An 18,653-nucleotide genomic window follows, 5' to 3' on the forward strand; every position below is an offset into this window, starting at 1 on the left:
CTATACACCCCTTTCATATAATCTTGATGCAAATTTATTAATTCCAAACATAACAATTAATGTAGCTATGATCATGACAGCAGAAACTACAGAAGCGCCTGTCCAATCACTTAGTGTCATAGCCTTTTGATATATGAGCGTTGCAAGCACTGTGTTTTTATTTCCTCCAAGAAGTTGGGGTGTTGTATATGCTGTTAATGCACCAGTAAAAACAAGAATACTTCCCACTATCATTCCTGGAACACTTAGTGGAAAAATGACCTTAAAAAAGGCTGCTATTCTACTAGCACCAAGACTTTGGGCAGCTTCTACGAAATCACTATTAATATTTTCCATAACTCCAACCAAAGAAACAATCATAAGGGGTAAAAATAAGTATACACTTCCTATAATTATTGCAAACTCCGTATAAAGAATTTCTCGTGGTTCACTTATAATATGGCAATTTATAAGTAGTGTGTTTATAGCTCCATTTTTACCAAGTATAGTCATCCACGCAAATGCACGAACAATAGAGTTGGTTAAGAGTGGAAATACTGTAAGTGCAAGAAGTAATCCTCTTATTTTTTTATCACTTCTTGATAAATAATAAGAAACTGGTACTCCAAGTATCATACAAACAATAGTCGTTATAATTGCTATTCTAAGAGTACGAAAAAATATGTTCATTAAATAACTATCTTTAAAGAAAGATAAATACAACTTAGGTGTAATACCTTTATCACTTACAACTGTAGGAATTAATATATTTATAAGTGGTGCCATTAAAAAGAATAAAATTATTAAAATTCCAGGTACTAACATTAAATAAAGTACTTTTTTTCTCATTATAAGTAGCCCTCCTTTGTATTTTTAAGTTTATCCCATCTGAATCTAAGAATCACTTCATATCAAACAAACTATTAATATACGTTTGTGCTATACGAATGTTATTACATTTTTTCTCTACAATATTCATAATATTATCACTTCACCTTGGAAACGTCAAGCGATTTTGGTCGAAATAAGGTTTTTAGTAAGGAAGTTCCAATGGTATTGACTTTTATAACATAAGGTATAACATTTTTAGTAATAAGAAAAAGAAAGTTAATGAAAATATAAGAGGAGGTTTTTGACAATGTATAGTTTTAAAAATGATTATAGTGAAGGAGCTCATCCAAGAATATTAAATGCTTTAGTTGAATCAAATATGGAGCAAACTTCAGGTTACGGTGAAGATATATATACAAAAAAAGCTGTTGAGCTTTTAAAGCAAAAAATTAAGCGAGACGATGCCCACATTCACCTGTTTGTTGGAGGCACACAGGCAAATCTCACTGCAATTTCAGCTTTTTTAAGACCTCATGAAGCAGCTATTGCTGCTAATACAGGACATATACTAGTTCACGAGACAGGAGCTATAGAAGCCACGGGGCATAAGATTATCTCTATAAAAGTAAGCAATGGCAAACTAAGTCCTGAAGACATCAAACCTGCCTTATATGAACATGCCGATGAACATATGGTAAAACCTAAGCTAGTGTATATCTCAAACTCTACAGAAATTGGTTCTATATATAAAAAAAGCGAACTAGAAAAACTAAGCAAATTTTGCAAAGAAAATAAACTGCTTTTATACATAGATGGCGCAAGGTTAGGTTCGGCCCTATGTTCAGAAGAAAATGATGTGGGACTTTCTGATTTAGCTAAATTAGCAGATGCATTCTATATAGGTGGGACCAAAAATGGTGCGCTAATGGGTGAGGCTATGGTCATATGTAACAACTCACTTAAAGAAGACTTTCGATTTTATATTAAACAAAAGGGAGCATTGCTTGCAAAAGGTAGACTTCTTGGAATACAATTCTTAGAACTTTTCAAAGATGACTTATATTTTGATTTGGCAAAGCATGCAAATGCCATGGCAGATTTACTTAGGAAGGAAATCAGTAAGGCTGGATATTCATTTTTGACCCACTCGCCTTCAAATCAGATATTCCCAATCTTACCAAACAGATTGATTGAAAAGCTTGGGAATAAATATTCTTTTACAATTTGGCAAAAATCAGATGAATATAACTCTGTTATTCGCCTTGTAACTTCTTGGGCAACAAAAGAGTCTATGGTTTTAGATTTTATTAATGATCTAAAAAAATTTACTGAAATTAATATGTAATTATTCGGGAAATGAGTATTGGACTTATTTTTAAGCTAGTCTGTACTCATTTTTTCTTAAATGAATAATTTTTATTTTTTACAATCATGGTAAATATTTCATGTTAAAAAGTACTTGCTTATAGAGTAAGCACTTTTTTCAAAAAAATTATATTTTATTATATTTATTTTTACTATACAATTATTTTAGTATATTCCATTAATTATTGTTTTTTTATAAATATATTTAAAAGTCTTGCACACTCCAAAATATCTCCTTTATTTACAATACTATTTACACTATGCCCATATTTAATTGGTACTGACAATCCCATTAATTTTACATTATTACATTTTTGCTTAATAACACTTAACTCAGTTCCCCCATTGTCTGTAATTTCCAGTTGGGTATTTATACTATAATCTTTAGATATCTTTTTAAACTTATTAATAATTTCCTCACTACAATTCGTTAAAGAATCACATATTTTAATTGTTGGGCCTTTTCCAAATTGTAGTTCTCTTATATTTTCAATAGATATAGTATCAATATCTATAACTATATCAGGAGTAATACTACCAATTACAAACTCCATGCCTTTAAATCCAATTTCTTCCTGACAGGTAAAAATAAAGGTAATGTCATCATTACTCACACTAAAATTCTCAATTAAGTTAAGTAATATCCAGCACCCAACTCTATTATCTATAGCTTTGCTAATAATAGTATCTTCATTTTCAAAATAATGATTATAAAATGTTCCTACTTCTCCTATATCAATTGCTTTTTCTGCCTCATTCTTATTTAAAAAACCACAATCTATTTCTAATGCTTCCATGTCTCTAGGCTCTATATCTCTCATATTATAATCACTTGTTATAACTCCAACTATTCCATTTTTAAAAATTATTTTATTCATTAATAAATTTCTTACTTTTAAAGAGCCAATCTCACTAAATTTAATATTTCCATTTTCTTTAATTTCTTTTACTTTAACACCTACTTCATCCATATGCGCAGCTATAACAATATTTTTATTATTAACATTATTTATTGATTTAAATTTTATAATAATATTCCCAATATTATCTACGGTAATCTTATCTAATAATTTACTTATATTTTTTATAATATAATTTCTTATATCTGCTTCGTAGCCTGAAACTCCAAATATATTTAATAACTTTTCAAATTGTAACATTTATATCTCCTACTTTTTACTTTTTTCGTCTTCTATTTTTTGCTCAAACTTATCCTTAGTCTCGATATCAGCTTCTTCAATTCCTACTTGTTTTTTATATTTTACCCAATCTTCATAGCCTATTTTTTCCATATCATTTATATCAAATACTTTAAAAATATCTATTTTTTGATTTCCTAACAATTCATCTTCATCAACACATTTTTTAGCTTTTTTTAAATATTTTATAACATTTTCTTTATCTTTTAAGTAGTAAGAAGTTAAAGCTAAATTTGTATAAAATTGGTAATTTTTGTCTTCCATATGAATTACCTTTATAAAACTATTTTTAGATTTCTTTAACAATTCGTCTTTATCAAGATCATATTCTATCTTAGAAAGATTTTTTGCAATCACTCCATACAAACATCCCATAGTAAAATACCACTCTATAAGAATTGGTTTATTTTCTTCTTTTTTTTCTTTTTTTTCTTCTTCTTCTATACAATCTATACACAATTCTAGAAATTTTCCGTCTTTGGTCTTCTCAAATAAATCTGAATAGATATCAATCAATTGAGTTGTTATTATTTGGGAATTAGGTAAGCCTTTAGCTTTTTTATACTCTTCAATTGCATATTTTATTCTATTTTTATTTCCTGACATTTCATATAATTTACCTAATAGTAGATATTGCATAGCCTTCAGCTCATCAGTCTGTTTCTTACAGTCTTCAATCATTTTTGATTTCTTATCTATATCCCTAAAAGCATTAATATTTATAAATGATATACATATACCAAATAAAGCAAATACAGTTGCTATAACTGCGAGAATAGCAATATCCATGTTTATTCTATCAATAGTGTTTGTAGTTATATTGCTATAATAAGATTGCATATCCTTCTTTATATCTTCAATCATATCTTTATTTACATTTTCATTGACTTTATTAATAGATTTCAGATCTTGCACTTTTTTTGCAAAAATTACCTTATTTGAATCAATATATGTCATTATTTGAATAACCTGATTATTTAATCTTTTTATATCATTAAAAGATTTAAAAGTACAAAAGATTGTACAAAAACTAAATGCTAAAACTGTTATTATAGTTAATGATATCATTATATACTTGCAAAGCTCTTTCATGTTTTTTCCTAACATATAACCCCGTCCACCTCTATTTAAAATAACTCATCATCTCTTCAAAAGATACCTCTTTCACATTCCCCATATTACTAAATAGATCTCTACCAGTTTTATCTTTCTTATCTTTCAATTGTTGTATTTTTTCTTCAATAGAATCACTTACCATAAGTTTATAAACCATTACATTTTTAGTTTGGCCTATCCTATAAGCTCTGTCTTCAGCTTGATCCTCTACAGCTGGATTCCACCATGGATCATAAATAATTACATACTGGCAGGAAGTCAAATTTAATCCAGTACCACCAGCCTTTAAACTTATTAAAAATACTCCTTCATCAGAACTTTCAAATTCATCTACAATACCTTGTCTATTTTTTGTTGTTCCATCCAAATAAAAATATTTATATCCTTTATTTTTAATCCATTTCTCCATAATTTTAAGCATTGAAGTAAACTGACTAAATACTATTACTTTATTTTTAGCACTTACTATTTCTTCAATTTTCATCTTAAACAAATCAAATTTACCTGATTCTCTACATCTATTAATATTATAGTTTCTTGGAATAAGCTTAGGATGGCAGCATATTTGACGTAAATTCAATAGTCCTTTCAAAATTATAGAATTATCTTTTATTTCATATCTTCCAGGTTGTCTTTTCAACTCTTCTTTGATTTTATAAAAAAATGCATTATATAATTCTCTTTGTTCATCTGTCATATCGCAATAAACATTTTGTACTATTTTAGATGGTAGCATCTTTAACACTTCTTTTTTAGTTCTTCTTAAAAAATATGGCTTTATTCTTAATTTCAATCTTCTTATACATTCAGTATCATTAGATATATTTTTATATTCATTAATAAAATCCGACTTTTTACCTAATATATTATTGTTTAATATATTCATGATCGCCCACACTTCCCCAATATTATTTTCAAAAGGAGTACCTGATAGAGCAAATCTAATCTTTGTATTAAGTTTATTTATTGCATTATAAGTTTTTGACTTAGAATTTTTTATATATTGCACTTCATCTAAAATTAAACAATCTATAGAAATATTCAATAAATTGTTAATATCATTTAAAACAGTACCATAAGTTGTTAGGAATATTCCTTTATGCATATTAATATTTTTTAGAATTTCAACCCTACTACTTCCATAGTAAATTTCAACATGCAATGATTTATTAAATCTATTTATTTCTTTTTTCCAGTTTGATAGCAAAGTTTTAGGAACAACTATAAAAGTTATAGAATTATTAGCATCAAATTCTTTGTCTGATAGAAAACCTATTGCTTGAATTGTCTTTCCTAAACCCATATCATCTGCTAAACATCCTCCAAAACCATTTATATATAAATACTTTAGCCATTCTATTCCTTTTATTTGATAATCTCTAAGTTTTTGGAGAAATTTTTTAGGTAAATTATTTTTTATATCCACATAATGAATTAATTCATGCAAATTATTGATATTACCAATCTTCATTTCATCTGCTAATTCCATAACTTCTCCAATTTTTCTCTTAGGGATAGCTACCTTCTTACAATCTTTATTTAAATACTTTTTTTGATCATTTATAAATTTAGGAAGTATTAAAACAGAATTATTAATTTCAATAAATCTTGTGTTCTTTGCTTTTAAATCTAATAACTCTGCTAATTTATAAGTTTTATTATTAAATTTTATATCTCCATTTATTTCGAACCAATTTATATTATAATCTATACTAAAATTCATACTTGAACTTGTAAAAACTCTTTTTTTATCCTCAGTATAAATTACAAATTTATTTTGGAGCAAGTAATTTATAGAACTATCTAACGCTTTATTTTCTTTATACATAAAAATATTTTCTTTAAATTTGTCTCCAAAGTTTATATTTAGTATGTTAATGTATTTATTTTCTATTGCTAAATTTCTATAATATTTTTTTCCTAATAAATTAATAAGTTGTATATTGCTATTACTTTTTATTTCCATACCATCATAATTAAAATACAGTTTTCCATATATCTTATCCGACTTAAATACAATATATAGAATAGGTTCCGGCTCAATATTATAATAATCTTGATTAGAGTGCCCTATCTCATTTTCTAATACATACATTTCCTTAGATATATCCTCTTCCGATTTGTTATTTAACTTAAACTTTTGTATTTTCATTCTATCAAGAAATTGTCTATTTAACAGTTTATAAATTATAATCAATTTATTATTATCATAGACTAAACTCATACTTGAGAAAGCACACATATTAAAAGTTTTGACTTCAATATTTTGCTTTTTAGTATCTGTATAAAAAAAATTTGCTTTTCCGTTATTTGGTTTGTAATAAATTTCATCTATACTTAAGACATCATCTATTTGATGCATTTTAGCATCCTTAGAAGTAAAATATAAATTTTTCTTGTCATAAGTATATTGTATTAAATCAATAAAATTTTTTTCATCAAATATATATTTATATTTTGATATTTTACTATTCCCATTACTCAATATAATGTTCTTTATATTTGATAACTCTTCTGAATATATGTTATTATAATTGTCATTACAGTCAATATCTATCTTCATTAGTGGGCCAGAAAATGTTTTATTTTTAAGCTTTTTTATTTTACCGGAATATGTCTCTATCACAGGCTTTTTAAATTTAACAGATTCTTTCAGATTTATATTAAGTATCAAATCACCCAAATTATACTCACTTCCAACTATTTAAAAAATTGTTCATTTGTGTCTATCATTAAGTTATAATACTTTTGTTTTAATTCTTGATCACATTTTCTTGGTTTAAAGCTTTTTGGATCAATATTACATTTAAAATTATTTATCTGAATCAGTTCTGGAAAATTAGAAATTCTACACCCGCCACCACAAATATACTTTAATTCACAATCACAACATGGTTTAAAATTATTAATATTAGATAATAACTGTGCTTTTTTTGATAACTCCATTACTTTATCAAAATCTAAATTTCTTATATTACCATAGGATTTTAATTCATATATTCTATTACAAAAATATATATCCCCATTTGCCGCTACTGTTATTTCTCCATATCCACAATTATTTAAAATAGTATTATCTCTATGATTTATGACAAAATCCTTTTTTTCTGAATTTATATAACATTTATTAACAATTTCATGCATAATTTTGAAATACTCATCATTTTCTTCCTTATTTAAATCAACTTCTCTTCCTCTTAATAATTTATAATTGAATTTCAAGTGAAATTGACCATCCGAATATTTTTTTATTAAGTGTTTTCCAAATTGTATATACTTATCTTTATTTTGATTTAAACCTTCATATAAAGGAGTAACTGCAATAGATACTCTAACACCTTTATTAAAAAATTCTTCTGCAGTATTTAATGACTTTTCAAAATTTCCTCTACCTCTTATATTTGAATTACTTTTTTCATCATAACCATCAATACTTATTTGAATTTCATCAATGAATTTATATGATAATTCTATTAAATCTTTAGACCATTTAACTCCATTTGTTAAAACAGTATTGAGTAATCCCTTAGCTTTTGAAAACTCAAGAATTTTATATAAGTCATTTCTCTGCGTAACTTCTCCACCAGTAAAAGTTACAACTTTTCCGCCACTATTACTAAAATCGCCTAATAATTTATATATTTCATTTGTTGTTAGCTCGTCTTCATTTTTTACTCCTGCAAACATATAGCAATGTTTACATCTAAGATTACATTCATTTGTAAGATATATACACATTCCTTGTTTTTGTGAACAACTTACATTCATATCTTCAAATTTTTTTGCTTCAAGTTGAGTTAGAACATTGATTAGTTCTTTTTCTTCTATATTATTTACATTTATATACTCAATAACCTCTTTTATACTTTCTTCCTTTAATCTATAAAATATTTTTTTTTGAATATCATTATCAAGAACTATCCAATTTGCATTATCTACTGAAATAATTAATATTTTATTACCTATTTCTTTTTCTACTAAATTTCTAGGCATACAATATCTTTTTTCAATATCTACTTCTTCTTGTTTATGTATCATGATGAATTCCCCTTATTTTTTATGTAAAAAGCAGAAAGATATATATCTTTCTGCTACTCTACACATTAGTTTTTGTTTTCTGAACAACTTTTAAAACAATACATTGCACTTATTCTCGAAGTATCATTTACCTTAGAAACATTCCAAGACAGTTTAATTTTTTTTGTTTTTTTCATAAGTACCACCCCTACAAATTATAGTTATCTATTAATATTTTACCATAAATAAATTATTATTCAATAAATAATTTATATTTTTAACAAACCAACCAATATTATATAAATTATGACATACTTAACAATAAAACTTACTTTAAATATAAAAATTTTATTAAATTGAATTGACCTGTACTCAAATTGATGAACACATATGAGTTAGATATATTAATCATATAGAGGGAAATATAATCTATACTCTAAAACTGATGCCTTATGATTATTTAACGCTTAACTTTCCCAATAAGTACCTCTATATGCTTCTTCATAATTATGGTATAATATCCAAGTGTAATTTGATAACCGTAGATGGATGGCTGCGGAGGTTTTGAACATTTTATCCTCCTTGGGTTATTGGTGAACTATTTCACTATAGCTAAGGGGGTGGTATTGGATATGCTAGACACATTTATAAAATATGCATCTATAATCTATATTGTTAGACTTGTTTTAAAACATAATCTTTATATATATAACTTAAAAATTAGAATTAAACTTCTTGGTCTTGATATAGAAATCAAAAGCAAAGAAAAAAGTGCTCCATCCTCACAAGATTAGCACTTTTTTAGATCTATAATTTACGATCTAGTCCAATAGCCCTAAAACAAAATAAATGTTCTAAGGATGATTAGTGCTATCAACACTAATCATTTCTTATTTATATTATACCAAAATTCATGTAAAAATAAACATATATTTTTACTAAAGCATCTTTATAAAAAACTGTCATATTGTTTACCATTGATCTTATTGTACCTATCTAAAATTCAACTTCATCTGTAGACTTTAACTGTACAAACCTTCCTCCTAGTACACTATTATGATGTTTAATAATTTGATCTGCACTAAGTATTTCTCCATCAAAAGTACTATGGGCATCCCTTACTAAAATATTATCATACCCCATACTAAATGCTCTTCTGCAAGTAGTATCTAAACAAAATTCTGTTTGCATACCTGCAATAATTAACTTTTCAATACCCTGCCTCTTCAATTCTTCCTCAAGCCCTGTATTATAGAATGATTCCCAGGTAGTTTTTTCAATAACTTTTTCATTTTCCTGCGGATGTAACCTGGGATGCAGCTGCCAGGTATCCTTTCCTTTTTGAAACTCACCATCTTTGTCAGTATGCTGAATGAATATTACTGATGTTTTTGATGAACGAGCCCTTTTAAGTAAAGTACAAATATTGTCAAGTACTCTATCTGCATTATATAAATCCCCTTCTTCACCTGCAAACATAGCTACTTGAACATCTATTATTAATAAAGCTGTTTTTTTACTCATAAACTTATCCTCTCTCAAATGCATTATTATTTATTGCTCAATATTCCATATATTCTCCATCCTTTGGAATAGAAACCTGTCCTAAAAGTGAATTATCCTTTAAAAAACTTCTTAGTTCCTTTCTCATAAGACTGCAGTGATTCCAAGCCTCCATGTGAACAACAATCACTTTAGACTTTGGCACTTTTTTGCAAATACGAACTATATCCTTTTTATTCATGGTAATAGGAATACCTCCCTCTGTCAACTGTGCAGCACCTGCAAAAATAACAATTAACTCAGGATTATAAGTTTCTAATGCTTGCTCTACTTCCAAACACCATACTGTATCCCCTGTTATATATAATGAGGGTTCATTTTTAGTTTTAATAACATATCCTGAAACTATCCCCATTTGTTTTGCAACTTCACCCTTACCATGTTGACCCCCTACACGTTTAAAAATAATATCATTCCAACAACAATCTTTTTCAATTGGATTAGCAAAGTAAAATCCCTTTTGTCTCACTTTTACTTCATCCTCACTCTGACAGAATATAGGTATATTTTTAGGTAATAATCTTGCTGCAGTTTCATCAAAATGATCGCTGTGCATATGGGTTAAAAGAACTGCATCAGTTCTTACAATATCATTAACATCAATTGACAATTCTACCAGTGGATTTTTATTTTTATTTGACACATTAGGAATATAAGGCATTGTTCCTTTTTTACTAAGCACTGGATCAACTAGAATTGTCTTATTATTTATAATTAACCTTAATGTTGCATGGCGTATAAGCTGAATTCTCATGTTTTTTCCTCCTTGTATATGATATATTAATTATAAGTCATATTGCTTTTACTTGGAGAAAGTAATTGCCTATTTTCAGTTTCATTATGAAAGGAAATTTATAATTATGCTTGACCAAACAGATATAAAGATTTTAACCTTATTAAAAGAAAACTCCAGGCTTCAATGGCGTGAAATTGGAGAGTTAGTGCATTTAACAGGACAAGCAGTAGCAAATAGAATCAAGAAAATGGAAAAGGAAGGAATCATTGAAAAGTATACCATAAATTTAAATAATACCAAACTTGATAAAAGCTTAATTGCCTATATAACTGTTTTTATGAAAACCTCCAATCATCCTGCTTTTATACAATTTGTTAAAAACAATAAATTCATAATTGAGTGCCACAGGATAAGCGGAGATGGCTGCTATTTATTAAAGGTAAATGTAACTGATGAAGAAAATCTTATGTGCTTGTTAAATAAAATTTTAGACTTTGGAAATTATCGTCTAAATATATCTATTAGTAGGATAAAGTAACTCTATCGTCCAATTTTTTTACCTTCACAGAAATTTTTGAGTAATATTTATTCGGGTTTTTAGTTATTATTTCATCTGACATATTTTCTATGTAAACATTTCCACAAATGTTAAGATGATTATTCTCTATAAACTCGTTTAATTTATCAAAATTTTTCATGTCTTCAGCTAAATAGCTATTATCATAAGTTATAACATAAAGTCCTGCTGGCTTTATGATTTTTTCTACATTTACATTTTGAGAAACCTTATAAAAATATCTATAAGTTTTGATGCTATCCTCAATTGCCCCATCATAATTAAGATAGACACCTAATGGATAACCATAAACTAATTTCTTACTTTTCGAATAATCTATAAAACTAATAAAATCCTCTTCAAAATTGTCAATGTCAAATTTCATCTCCGGTCCTAAGAACAACAATTCTTGCTTACAATTTTCCAAAAAAATCTTGTCGCAACTAATATTAGATATCACAGGAATATTACTAGTTCGCTGTTCTATAATATAATTCATTTGATTTAACCTATTGAGTTCCTCTAGTATTTTTTGCTTCTGGTCAGTAATTAAGTTAATAAGATTATGCGGAGATACATTTTCCATATAGTTCTTTATTTTCTTTAATGGTATATCTAAATCTTTTAGAGCAAGGATAATGCTTACTTCGTCTAATTGGCTATAGGAATAATACCTATAGCCATTTTTCTTTACAAATACAGGTTTCAATATTCCTACATTATCATAATATATTAAATTTTTTCTGTTTATGCCAGACAGCTTAGAAAAAGCCCCTATAGTTAAACATTTTTTTGAACTTATAAAATCATTCATAACCTATACCTTTTATAATTGTTATAATATTTAATAATAACTTTCTTTTTGAAGATATTCTATCTTGAAAAGTGTTGACTGTCAAGTTACTGTACAGTTTATAATATTTTCTATAAATAAAAATTGCATATGAAAGGATATTATGATGTTAAAGCTATTTAAACACTTTAAAGTTAATAAAATACTTTTAGGTTCACTATTTGTAATAATTTTGCTTAAAACTGTAGGTACCTTATATATCCCCACATTAACTGCAGATATAATAAATAATGGTGTAATAAAAGGTAACATTCATTATGTATTAAGAACTGGTGGAATAATGATAGGCACTGCTGTATTTACAGGCATACTTGCTATAATTTCTACATATTTTTCTTCAAATTTATCATCAACACTTTCCAGAGATATTAGAAGCAAAATATTTTCTCACGCACAAGAACTGTCAATAAATGATTTTAAACATTTTTCCACCTCATCTTTAATTACAAGATGTACAAGTGATGTAAATCAAATTGAAAATACATTAACCATGTTTTTCGAAATGATTATTCCAGTTCCATTTATAACTCTGGTAGGAATGTTTTTAGCTTTTTCCAAAGATAAATATATGGCTCTTATAATCTCTATAGCAGGAACAATTTTTATAATATTTATTATGCTTATAAGTAAAAAAGTAATAAATTTATCGAATAAAATCCAAGTTGGGTTAGATAAAATAAATTCTAGAGTAAGGCAATATATTTCAGGAATAAGAATTATACGTGCTTTTAATCGAGAAAAGCATGAAAAAGAATTAATAGATAATGCATTTACAAATTATGCAGATATTAATGTAAAACTTAATAAGACATTTGCTATAGTTATGCCAGCTATAATGGCTATAATGAATGTTTGTGCTGTTGCTGTCTTATGGTTTGGAACAATAAGAATAAGTAGAGGAACTATGCAGGTAGGAGATATTATGGCCGTTATTGAATATGCAATAATAATATTGGTCTACCTAGTAATGGCTGTTATTGTATTAATTAATATACCACGTGCCAGCACCTGTTCAAGGCGTATATTGGAAGTATTGCAATACAAACCTGAAATAGTAGATGAAAAAGTAACTGAGGCCATTTCAAATAATATAAAGACCTTAGAATTCAGGAATGTCACATTTTCCTATAAAGATGCCGAAAAACCTGTTTTAAAAAATGTTAGCTTTGTATGTGAAAGCGGTAAAACTACTGCAATCATAGGAGCCACTGGTTCAGGAAAAAGTACTATTGGAAAATTAATACCAAGATTACATGAAATACAAGATGGTAAAATCTTGATTAATGGTGTCAATACAAAATATTTTTCTCAAAAAAATTTAAGAGATATGATAAGTTTTTCACCTCAAAAAGCATTCCTATTTAGTGGAACCATAGTTGACAATATACGGCACGGGAAAAAGGATGCAACTATAAATGAGATAAAAAGTGCTGCAAAAATGGCTCAGGCGGATAAATTTATTTCTGAGCTAAATCTAGGCTATGAATCCTTTGTATCACAAGGTGGCAGTAATTTTTCAGGCGGGCAGAGGCAGAGATTATGCATAGCAAGGGCCTTAATTAAGGACAGTGATATATATATATTTGATGACAGTTTTTCTGCCCTGGATTATAAAACAGATGCAAAATTAAGAGAAGCCATAAAACCAAGATTAAAAGATTCAATTGTCATAACCATTGCCCAAAGAATAAGCACAATTATGGATGCAGATCAAATTGTAGTCCTGGAAGAAGGAAAAATAGCCGGAATAGGTACCCACACAGAACTTCTTAAAAGTTGTCCCATATATTTAAAAATAGCTGAATCACAATTAAGTGAGGAGGAACTGGTATGCTAAATGAAGAAAATTCAACAGATGCAATTTCTTTTGATACTGAAATGTCCGTAGAGAAAGCTAAAGACACAAGGAAAACTGTTATAAGATTAATAAAATTACTTCTAAATCAAAAGTGGAAAATAATTGTTGTCATATTTTTTACTATTATAAGCTTAGCCTTTACAATGACTGCTCCATTAATTTTTAGCAAAGCTATCAATACTATTTATGAAGGAATAAAGAATGTATCACATACTGGTTACTTCAATATAAATTTTAATATCATAAAAAAGCTTTCATTGATACTTCTTATTATATATTTACTATCCTCATTTGCTAATTATATTGAGCAGAACATAATGGCTGCTGTATCTCAAACCTTGGTATTATCTATAAGGAAAAAAATAAGTACAAAACTTTCAAAAGTTCCTTTAAAATATTATGATACACACAAAAAAGGGGAAATTCTAAGCAGAATATCAAATGACCTGGAAAAAGTATCTGAGACATTGCAGTCAGGTATGATGCAATTTATTACGGCAGTACTCACAATTATAGGAGCTGTATCCCTCATGCTCTCAATAAATTGGATACTAACTTTAATCGCCATTTTCACTATTATCATGGGAGGTATTGCTACCTCTATAATTGGGAAAAAGAGCATAAATTATTTTTCAAACAGACAGGAATCCTTAGGTAAATTTAATGGACAAATAGAAGAATATTTTACCGGTCAGATGGTTGTAAAGACCTTTAATATGGAAGAGGAAATAATTAATCGCGTTGAAATAACTAATAATAAATTGTATTCTGATGAAAAAAAAGCACAATTTATTACCTACGCTATAGATCCTTTAATCCGTCTGATGAATCAAATAGGATATGTGCTAATAGCATCTCTTGGTGCTGTATTTGTTATTCAAGGAAAGCTGTCAATAGGACTAATACAGGCCTTCTTTCAATATGTAGATCAAGCATCAGAGCCGTTAACTGAAGCAGCTTATATTTTAAACTCAATGCAGGCAGCTATTGCTTCACTCGAGCGTGTATTTGAAATTTTAGATGAGGATGAGTCAGAAGCAGACCCTATAAACTATAAAACAATACTAAATCCAAAGGGCAATGTAACCTTTGAAAATGTACAGTTTGGATATGGAGAAGAGCTTATAATTAAAGGAATAAACCTAGAGGTAAAAGCAGGACAAAAAGTTGCTATAGTTGGACCAACAGGTGCAGGAAAAACTACTTTAATAAACCTGATTATGAGATTTTATGAATTGAATGATGGGAAAATTAAAATTGACGGTATCGATATAACTGAACTTAAAAGAAGTGATTTGCGATCTTTATTTGGAATGGTTCTGCAGGATTCATGGCTATTTGATGGAAGTGTTAAAGATAATATTGCATACAGCAGAGAAAGAGCTACAATTTCAGAAATCAAAGAAGCCGCAGAACTTGCTACAGCTGATTATTTCATAAGAACACTTCCTCATGGCTATGATACAGTTTTAAATGATGAAAACTCTTCAATATCACAAGGACAAAAGCAACTTTTATGTATTGCCCGTGCTATTTTAGCAAATCCATATATTTTAATACTTGATGAAGCAACCTCAAGTGTAGATACATGTACAGAATTAGAAATACAAAATGCCATGGATAATCTGATGAAAGGAAGAACAAGCTTTATAATAGCACACAGATTATCTACAATAAAAAATGCAGATAAGATACTGGTCATGGACAAAGGAAATATTGTTGAACAAGGAAACCATAGCGAATTATTAGCTAAATGCGGTTTGTATAATGATATATATAACAGCCAATTTATACACCAAAATAAGTGAAGCTATTGAGAGTAAGTTAAAAACTTACCTAAAATTCACAACAATAACATTGGCTTATGGTAAAGCTAGTCAAGCAGGATTTGCTATTTTCAAAACAATCCTGCTTAACAAAAAATCCCTGTTTGAATTTATCTATGATGAACTCGATGAAGAAGCTGACGCAGCAGCAGCTGCTGCAGCACATCCTGCAATTGCTGCCTGTTCTTGAGCAATAATAATAGCATTAATACTATTTGCTAAAGCTACTTTAATTACTCCCTTTTTCATACCATCTACATAGAAGTCACAAACTAAATTAGCTGAAAGAATTGTTTTAGTATATTTATCTAAACTCCATATGCCATATCCAGGCTTCTTATGAATAAAATCATTTACTTCCTTTATTTCTCTAACTATTTGATCTTCATCATCTGCAATAAGAGTTAACACTCCTAGTGTTGCCAGGCCATTGTATCTAAGACTGCATTTTTCATTTTTAAGCTTATTATAAAGTCTATTTGCCTTCTTGCATTTTTCATAAACAGACTCTTCTCCAAGTGCCAAAATATGAGATAATGTCTGAAGATCATTTCCTTTCCAAAATCCTTCCTTATTTAATTCTTTATAGCACTCTTCTACCTTTTCCATAGTTTGTCTTACATCCAAATCTGTAGCAGCAAGCACTGCTGCAAAAACATAATCATCAGTAGAAGTTAGCCAAAAATGATTTTCTTTCATATTTTTATAGAATTCTTTCATTCTCTGGATCTTAGAATTCCAATACTCTCTAGGAACATCTTCTGCAAAAGTATAAGTAGCCAGCGGCAGATATGTGCTTTTTCTAAAACCTTCCTGTTTCATTTTTTCATGAACTTCAATCATTTCTTGAAAAAAACCCTTATAATCCTCTTCAAAACATAAAAGAGTAGCTATAATTAGTTCATTATTTCCTCTATAATCAGATGTGCATTTTGTTTCCTGCTTTATATACTTTTTTGTTTCTTCAATTTTATCTATATTTACCTTTTCACCTCTTGCTGCATGCATCATTGCGCAAAAGTGTTTTAACAAGCTTGTATCCCATTTAAAATTACTTTTAAGTTCACTATAGTTTTCTACCATTAGTTCCACCTTTTTTTTCAATCTTATATCCACTATAATTCCCTCCCTATTTAACTTAATATCATTATTACTTAAAATATTTATTTTGTATATACATATTAAAATAAAATATTCAAAAAATAATAAAGTAAATCTTAAGATTTACTAAATATATTAAGAAAATAAACTCATGCTATTTAAAATCAAGCATAAAAACTAGTTTTGAGGAAAACCTACATTGTATTAGAAAGGAGAGACAATTGTGCAAAACAAAATACGAAAGACTACTAATAATAAAAAAGAAGACAATAGATTTAAAAAGAAAAATATAAACCATGACCCTCAGGATGAAAGCTCAAAAATAAAGTTTGGTTCTCCACCAGAAAAACATTTAGATTAATTTTTGAAAATTAACATTTTATATAAAAGTTATTAATAAAACAAATTAGGAGGCTTAAGCGATGAAATCACATCAAAATAAAGGTCATCATGAAAAAGCCATGGAAAAAGCTAAAGATTTACTTCATAAAGGTACAGGTATGGGAGAGATAAAAGAAGTTACAGGTCTCAATGAACATGATGTAACTAAAGCTAGAATGAAAATGGAAGGCAAAATGTAGAAAGGGGTTCTATGCATGAGTGATAATAGCTTAGATGAAAAAAAGAAAAAAGCTAGAGAAATGCTTATTTCTGGTAAAACCGATAAAGAAATCAAAGACGAAACTGGATTAAGACCTAAAGAAATAAGCAGAATACAACAGGAAATTACAAAGCATTTTTAATATTTAAGGAGTCTGCTGCTAGTCATTAGTACGCCAACATTGTCAAGTCTCAATTTTTAATCAGGGCTATTGCAGCAGCCCCTATCATCACACAAAAACACTTTTTACAAATTGAGACTGAGTTTTTAGTTTAAATTACAAATTATCAAATTTACACCACTTTTAATTATCTCTTCCTTCCACTTTTTATCTATATTATTATCCGTGACTATAACTGATAAACTTTTTAATGGTACTACTTGTGAAAGGGCTTTTACACCAAATTTAGAAGAATCACAAACTACTATGGCTTCATCCACACAATTTACTACCTTCTTTTTTACACTTACATCATTTAAATCATAATCACTAAGACCAATTTCATCATCAATTCCACCTGCTGAAAGTATTGCCTTGTCAAAATGAAGATGCTCTAAAACAAGTTCAGTAAGAGGACCGTTTAAACATTTTTCTTTTTTTCTAACTTCTCCGCCCAAAATTATACATTTTGCATCTAATTGCTCAGTTACGAAACCTGCTACATAAAGGGAAGTAGTAAAAATAGTCAAATTTAGCTTGTCTCTTAAATTCTTTACAACCTCCAGGGGAGTTGTACCTAAATCCATAAAAATTATATCATTATCATTTATTAACTTAGCACATTCTATTCCAATTGCCTTTTTTTCTTCTTTATTTATTAATGCTCTCTCATTATATGAAGGTTCCCAGCTTAATTTTTTAGTTAAAATTGCACCACCATATACTTTCTTTAGACAACCTTGTTGTTCAAGATAATCTAAGTCTCTCCTTATAGTTTCGTTGGAAACATTAAAAATTTCCATAAGTTCAGATGTTTTTATATTTTTTTGCTCTCTTATAAGCTTAAATATTTGTTCCTGTCGTTCTTCAGCAAGCATTTATTTTCCTCCAG

18 protein-coding genes are annotated in these 18,653 nt (G+C 28.1%); 8 read left to right on the forward strand and 10 right to left on the reverse strand.

The window, feature by feature from the left end:
* Positions 1-828, reverse strand: a complete 828-nt coding sequence (locus tag CLAU_RS03235) for an ABC transporter permease (protein ID WP_023161926.1) — start codon at positions 826-828, stop codon at positions 1-3.
* A gap of 289 nt (positions 829-1,117) precedes the next feature.
* Here CLAU_RS03235 and CLAU_RS03240 point away from each other — a divergent pair, with 289 nt between their 5' ends.
* Positions 1,118-2,155: a threonine aldolase family protein gene (locus CLAU_RS03240; RefSeq protein WP_023161927.1), complete on the forward strand. Its 1,038-nt coding sequence runs from the start codon at positions 1,118-1,120 to the stop codon at positions 2,153-2,155.
* 202 nt (positions 2,156-2,357) lie between these two features.
* Here the strand turns inward: CLAU_RS03240 and CLAU_RS03245 are convergent, their stop codons facing one another.
* Genes CLAU_RS03245 through CLAU_RS03260 form a run of 4 tightly spaced genes read right to left on the reverse strand, consistent with a single transcriptional unit; the run spans position 2,358 to position 8,528 of the window.
* A complete protein-coding gene (locus CLAU_RS03245) occupies positions 2,358-3,335 on the reverse strand; it encodes a M20/M25/M40 family metallo-hydrolase (protein WP_023161928.1) in 978 nt (325 codons plus the stop codon).
* Positions 3,336-3,344: 9 nt separating this feature from the next.
* A complete protein-coding gene (locus CLAU_RS03250) occupies positions 3,345-4,481 on the reverse strand; it encodes a hypothetical protein (protein WP_029170003.1) in 1,137 nt (378 codons plus the stop codon).
* Between the two features lie 16 nt (positions 4,482-4,497).
* Positions 4,498-7,173 (reverse strand): DEAD/DEAH box helicase, encoded by a 2,676-nt coding sequence (locus CLAU_RS03255; RefSeq protein ID WP_029170004.1) that lies wholly within the window; start codon positions 7,171-7,173, stop codon positions 4,498-4,500.
* Between the two features lie 17 nt (positions 7,174-7,190).
* On the reverse strand, positions 7,191-8,528 hold the full coding sequence (locus tag CLAU_RS03260) for a radical SAM/SPASM domain-containing protein (protein ID WP_023161933.1): 1,338 nt from the start codon (positions 8,526-8,528) through the stop codon (positions 7,191-7,193).
* 611 nt (positions 8,529-9,139) lie between these two features.
* Here CLAU_RS03260 and CLAU_RS20780 point away from each other — a divergent pair.
* Positions 9,140-9,301, forward strand: a complete 162-nt coding sequence (locus CLAU_RS20780; RefSeq protein ID WP_023161935.1) for a hypothetical protein — start codon at positions 9,140-9,142, stop codon at positions 9,299-9,301.
* A gap of 202 nt (positions 9,302-9,503) precedes the next feature.
* On the opposite strand, the gene CLAU_RS03265 is transcribed toward CLAU_RS20780, so the two are convergent.
* The gene (locus CLAU_RS03265) at positions 9,504-10,031 is read right to left on the reverse strand and encodes a cysteine hydrolase family protein (protein ID WP_023161936.1); all 528 of its coding nucleotides are present in this window, start codon (positions 10,029-10,031) and stop codon (positions 9,504-9,506) included.
* Between the two features lie 37 nt (positions 10,032-10,068).
* Positions 10,069-10,824, reverse strand: coding sequence for an MBL fold metallo-hydrolase (locus CLAU_RS03270; RefSeq protein WP_023161937.1), 756 nt, complete (start codon positions 10,822-10,824; stop codon positions 10,069-10,071).
* 106 nt (positions 10,825-10,930) lie between these two features.
* Between CLAU_RS03270 and CLAU_RS03275 the strand changes: the two genes are divergently transcribed.
* Positions 10,931-11,344 (forward strand): Lrp/AsnC family transcriptional regulator, encoded by a 414-nt coding sequence (locus CLAU_RS03275; RefSeq protein WP_023161938.1) that lies wholly within the window; start codon positions 10,931-10,933, stop codon positions 11,342-11,344.
* Here CLAU_RS03275 and CLAU_RS03280 read toward each other — a convergent pair.
* A complete protein-coding gene (locus CLAU_RS03280) occupies positions 11,328-12,176 on the reverse strand; it encodes a MerR family transcriptional regulator (RefSeq protein WP_023161939.1) in 849 nt (282 codons plus the stop codon). The two genes, CLAU_RS03275 and CLAU_RS03280, sit on opposite strands and share 17 nt — an antisense overlap.
* A 145-nt stretch (positions 12,177-12,321) precedes the next feature.
* Here CLAU_RS03280 and CLAU_RS03285 point away from each other — a divergent pair, with 145 nt between their 5' ends.
* A complete protein-coding gene (locus CLAU_RS03285) occupies positions 12,322-14,052 on the forward strand; it encodes an ABC transporter ATP-binding protein (RefSeq protein WP_023161940.1) in 1,731 nt (576 codons plus the stop codon).
* The gene (locus tag CLAU_RS03290; protein ID WP_023161941.1) at positions 14,046-15,881 is read left to right on the forward strand and encodes an ABC transporter ATP-binding protein; all 1,836 of its coding nucleotides are present in this window, start codon (positions 14,046-14,048) and stop codon (positions 15,879-15,881) included. Before CLAU_RS03285 ends, CLAU_RS03290 begins: the two co-directional genes overlap by 7 nt.
* A 132-nt stretch (positions 15,882-16,013) precedes the next feature.
* Here CLAU_RS03290 and CLAU_RS03295 read toward each other — a convergent pair whose 3' ends face one another.
* On the reverse strand, positions 16,014-17,015 hold the full coding sequence (locus CLAU_RS03295; RefSeq protein WP_023161943.1) for a DUF4003 domain-containing protein: 1,002 nt from the start codon (positions 17,013-17,015) through the stop codon (positions 16,014-16,016).
* A 208-nt stretch (positions 17,016-17,223) separates the two neighbouring features.
* Here CLAU_RS03295 and CLAU_RS20820 point away from each other — a divergent pair, with 208 nt between their 5' ends.
* The 3 genes from CLAU_RS20820 to CLAU_RS20830 all read left to right on the forward strand — a co-directional run bounded on the left by CLAU_RS20820 (position 17,224) and on the right by CLAU_RS20830 (position 17,743).
* On the forward strand, positions 17,224-17,361 hold the full coding sequence (locus CLAU_RS20820) for a CPC_1213 family protein (RefSeq protein WP_023161944.1): 138 nt from the start codon (positions 17,224-17,226) through the stop codon (positions 17,359-17,361).
* A gap of 61 nt (positions 17,362-17,422) precedes the next feature.
* Positions 17,423-17,581, forward strand: coding sequence for a hypothetical protein (locus CLAU_RS20825; protein ID WP_023161945.1), 159 nt, complete (start codon positions 17,423-17,425; stop codon positions 17,579-17,581).
* Between the two features lie 15 nt (positions 17,582-17,596).
* A complete protein-coding gene (locus CLAU_RS20830) occupies positions 17,597-17,743 on the forward strand; it encodes a hypothetical protein (protein ID WP_023161946.1) in 147 nt (48 codons plus the stop codon).
* Between the two features lie 125 nt (positions 17,744-17,868).
* Here CLAU_RS20830 and CLAU_RS03300 read toward each other — a convergent pair whose 3' ends face one another.
* The gene (locus CLAU_RS03300) at positions 17,869-18,639 is read right to left on the reverse strand and encodes a DeoR/GlpR family DNA-binding transcription regulator (RefSeq protein ID WP_023161947.1); all 771 of its coding nucleotides are present in this window, start codon (positions 18,637-18,639) and stop codon (positions 17,869-17,871) included.
* Positions 18,640-18,653 lie beyond the last annotated feature (14 nt).

This window comes from Clostridium autoethanogenum DSM 10061 (assembly GCF_001484725.1).
GTDB lineage: Bacteria > Bacillota > Clostridia > Clostridiales > Clostridiaceae > Clostridium_B > Clostridium_B ljungdahlii.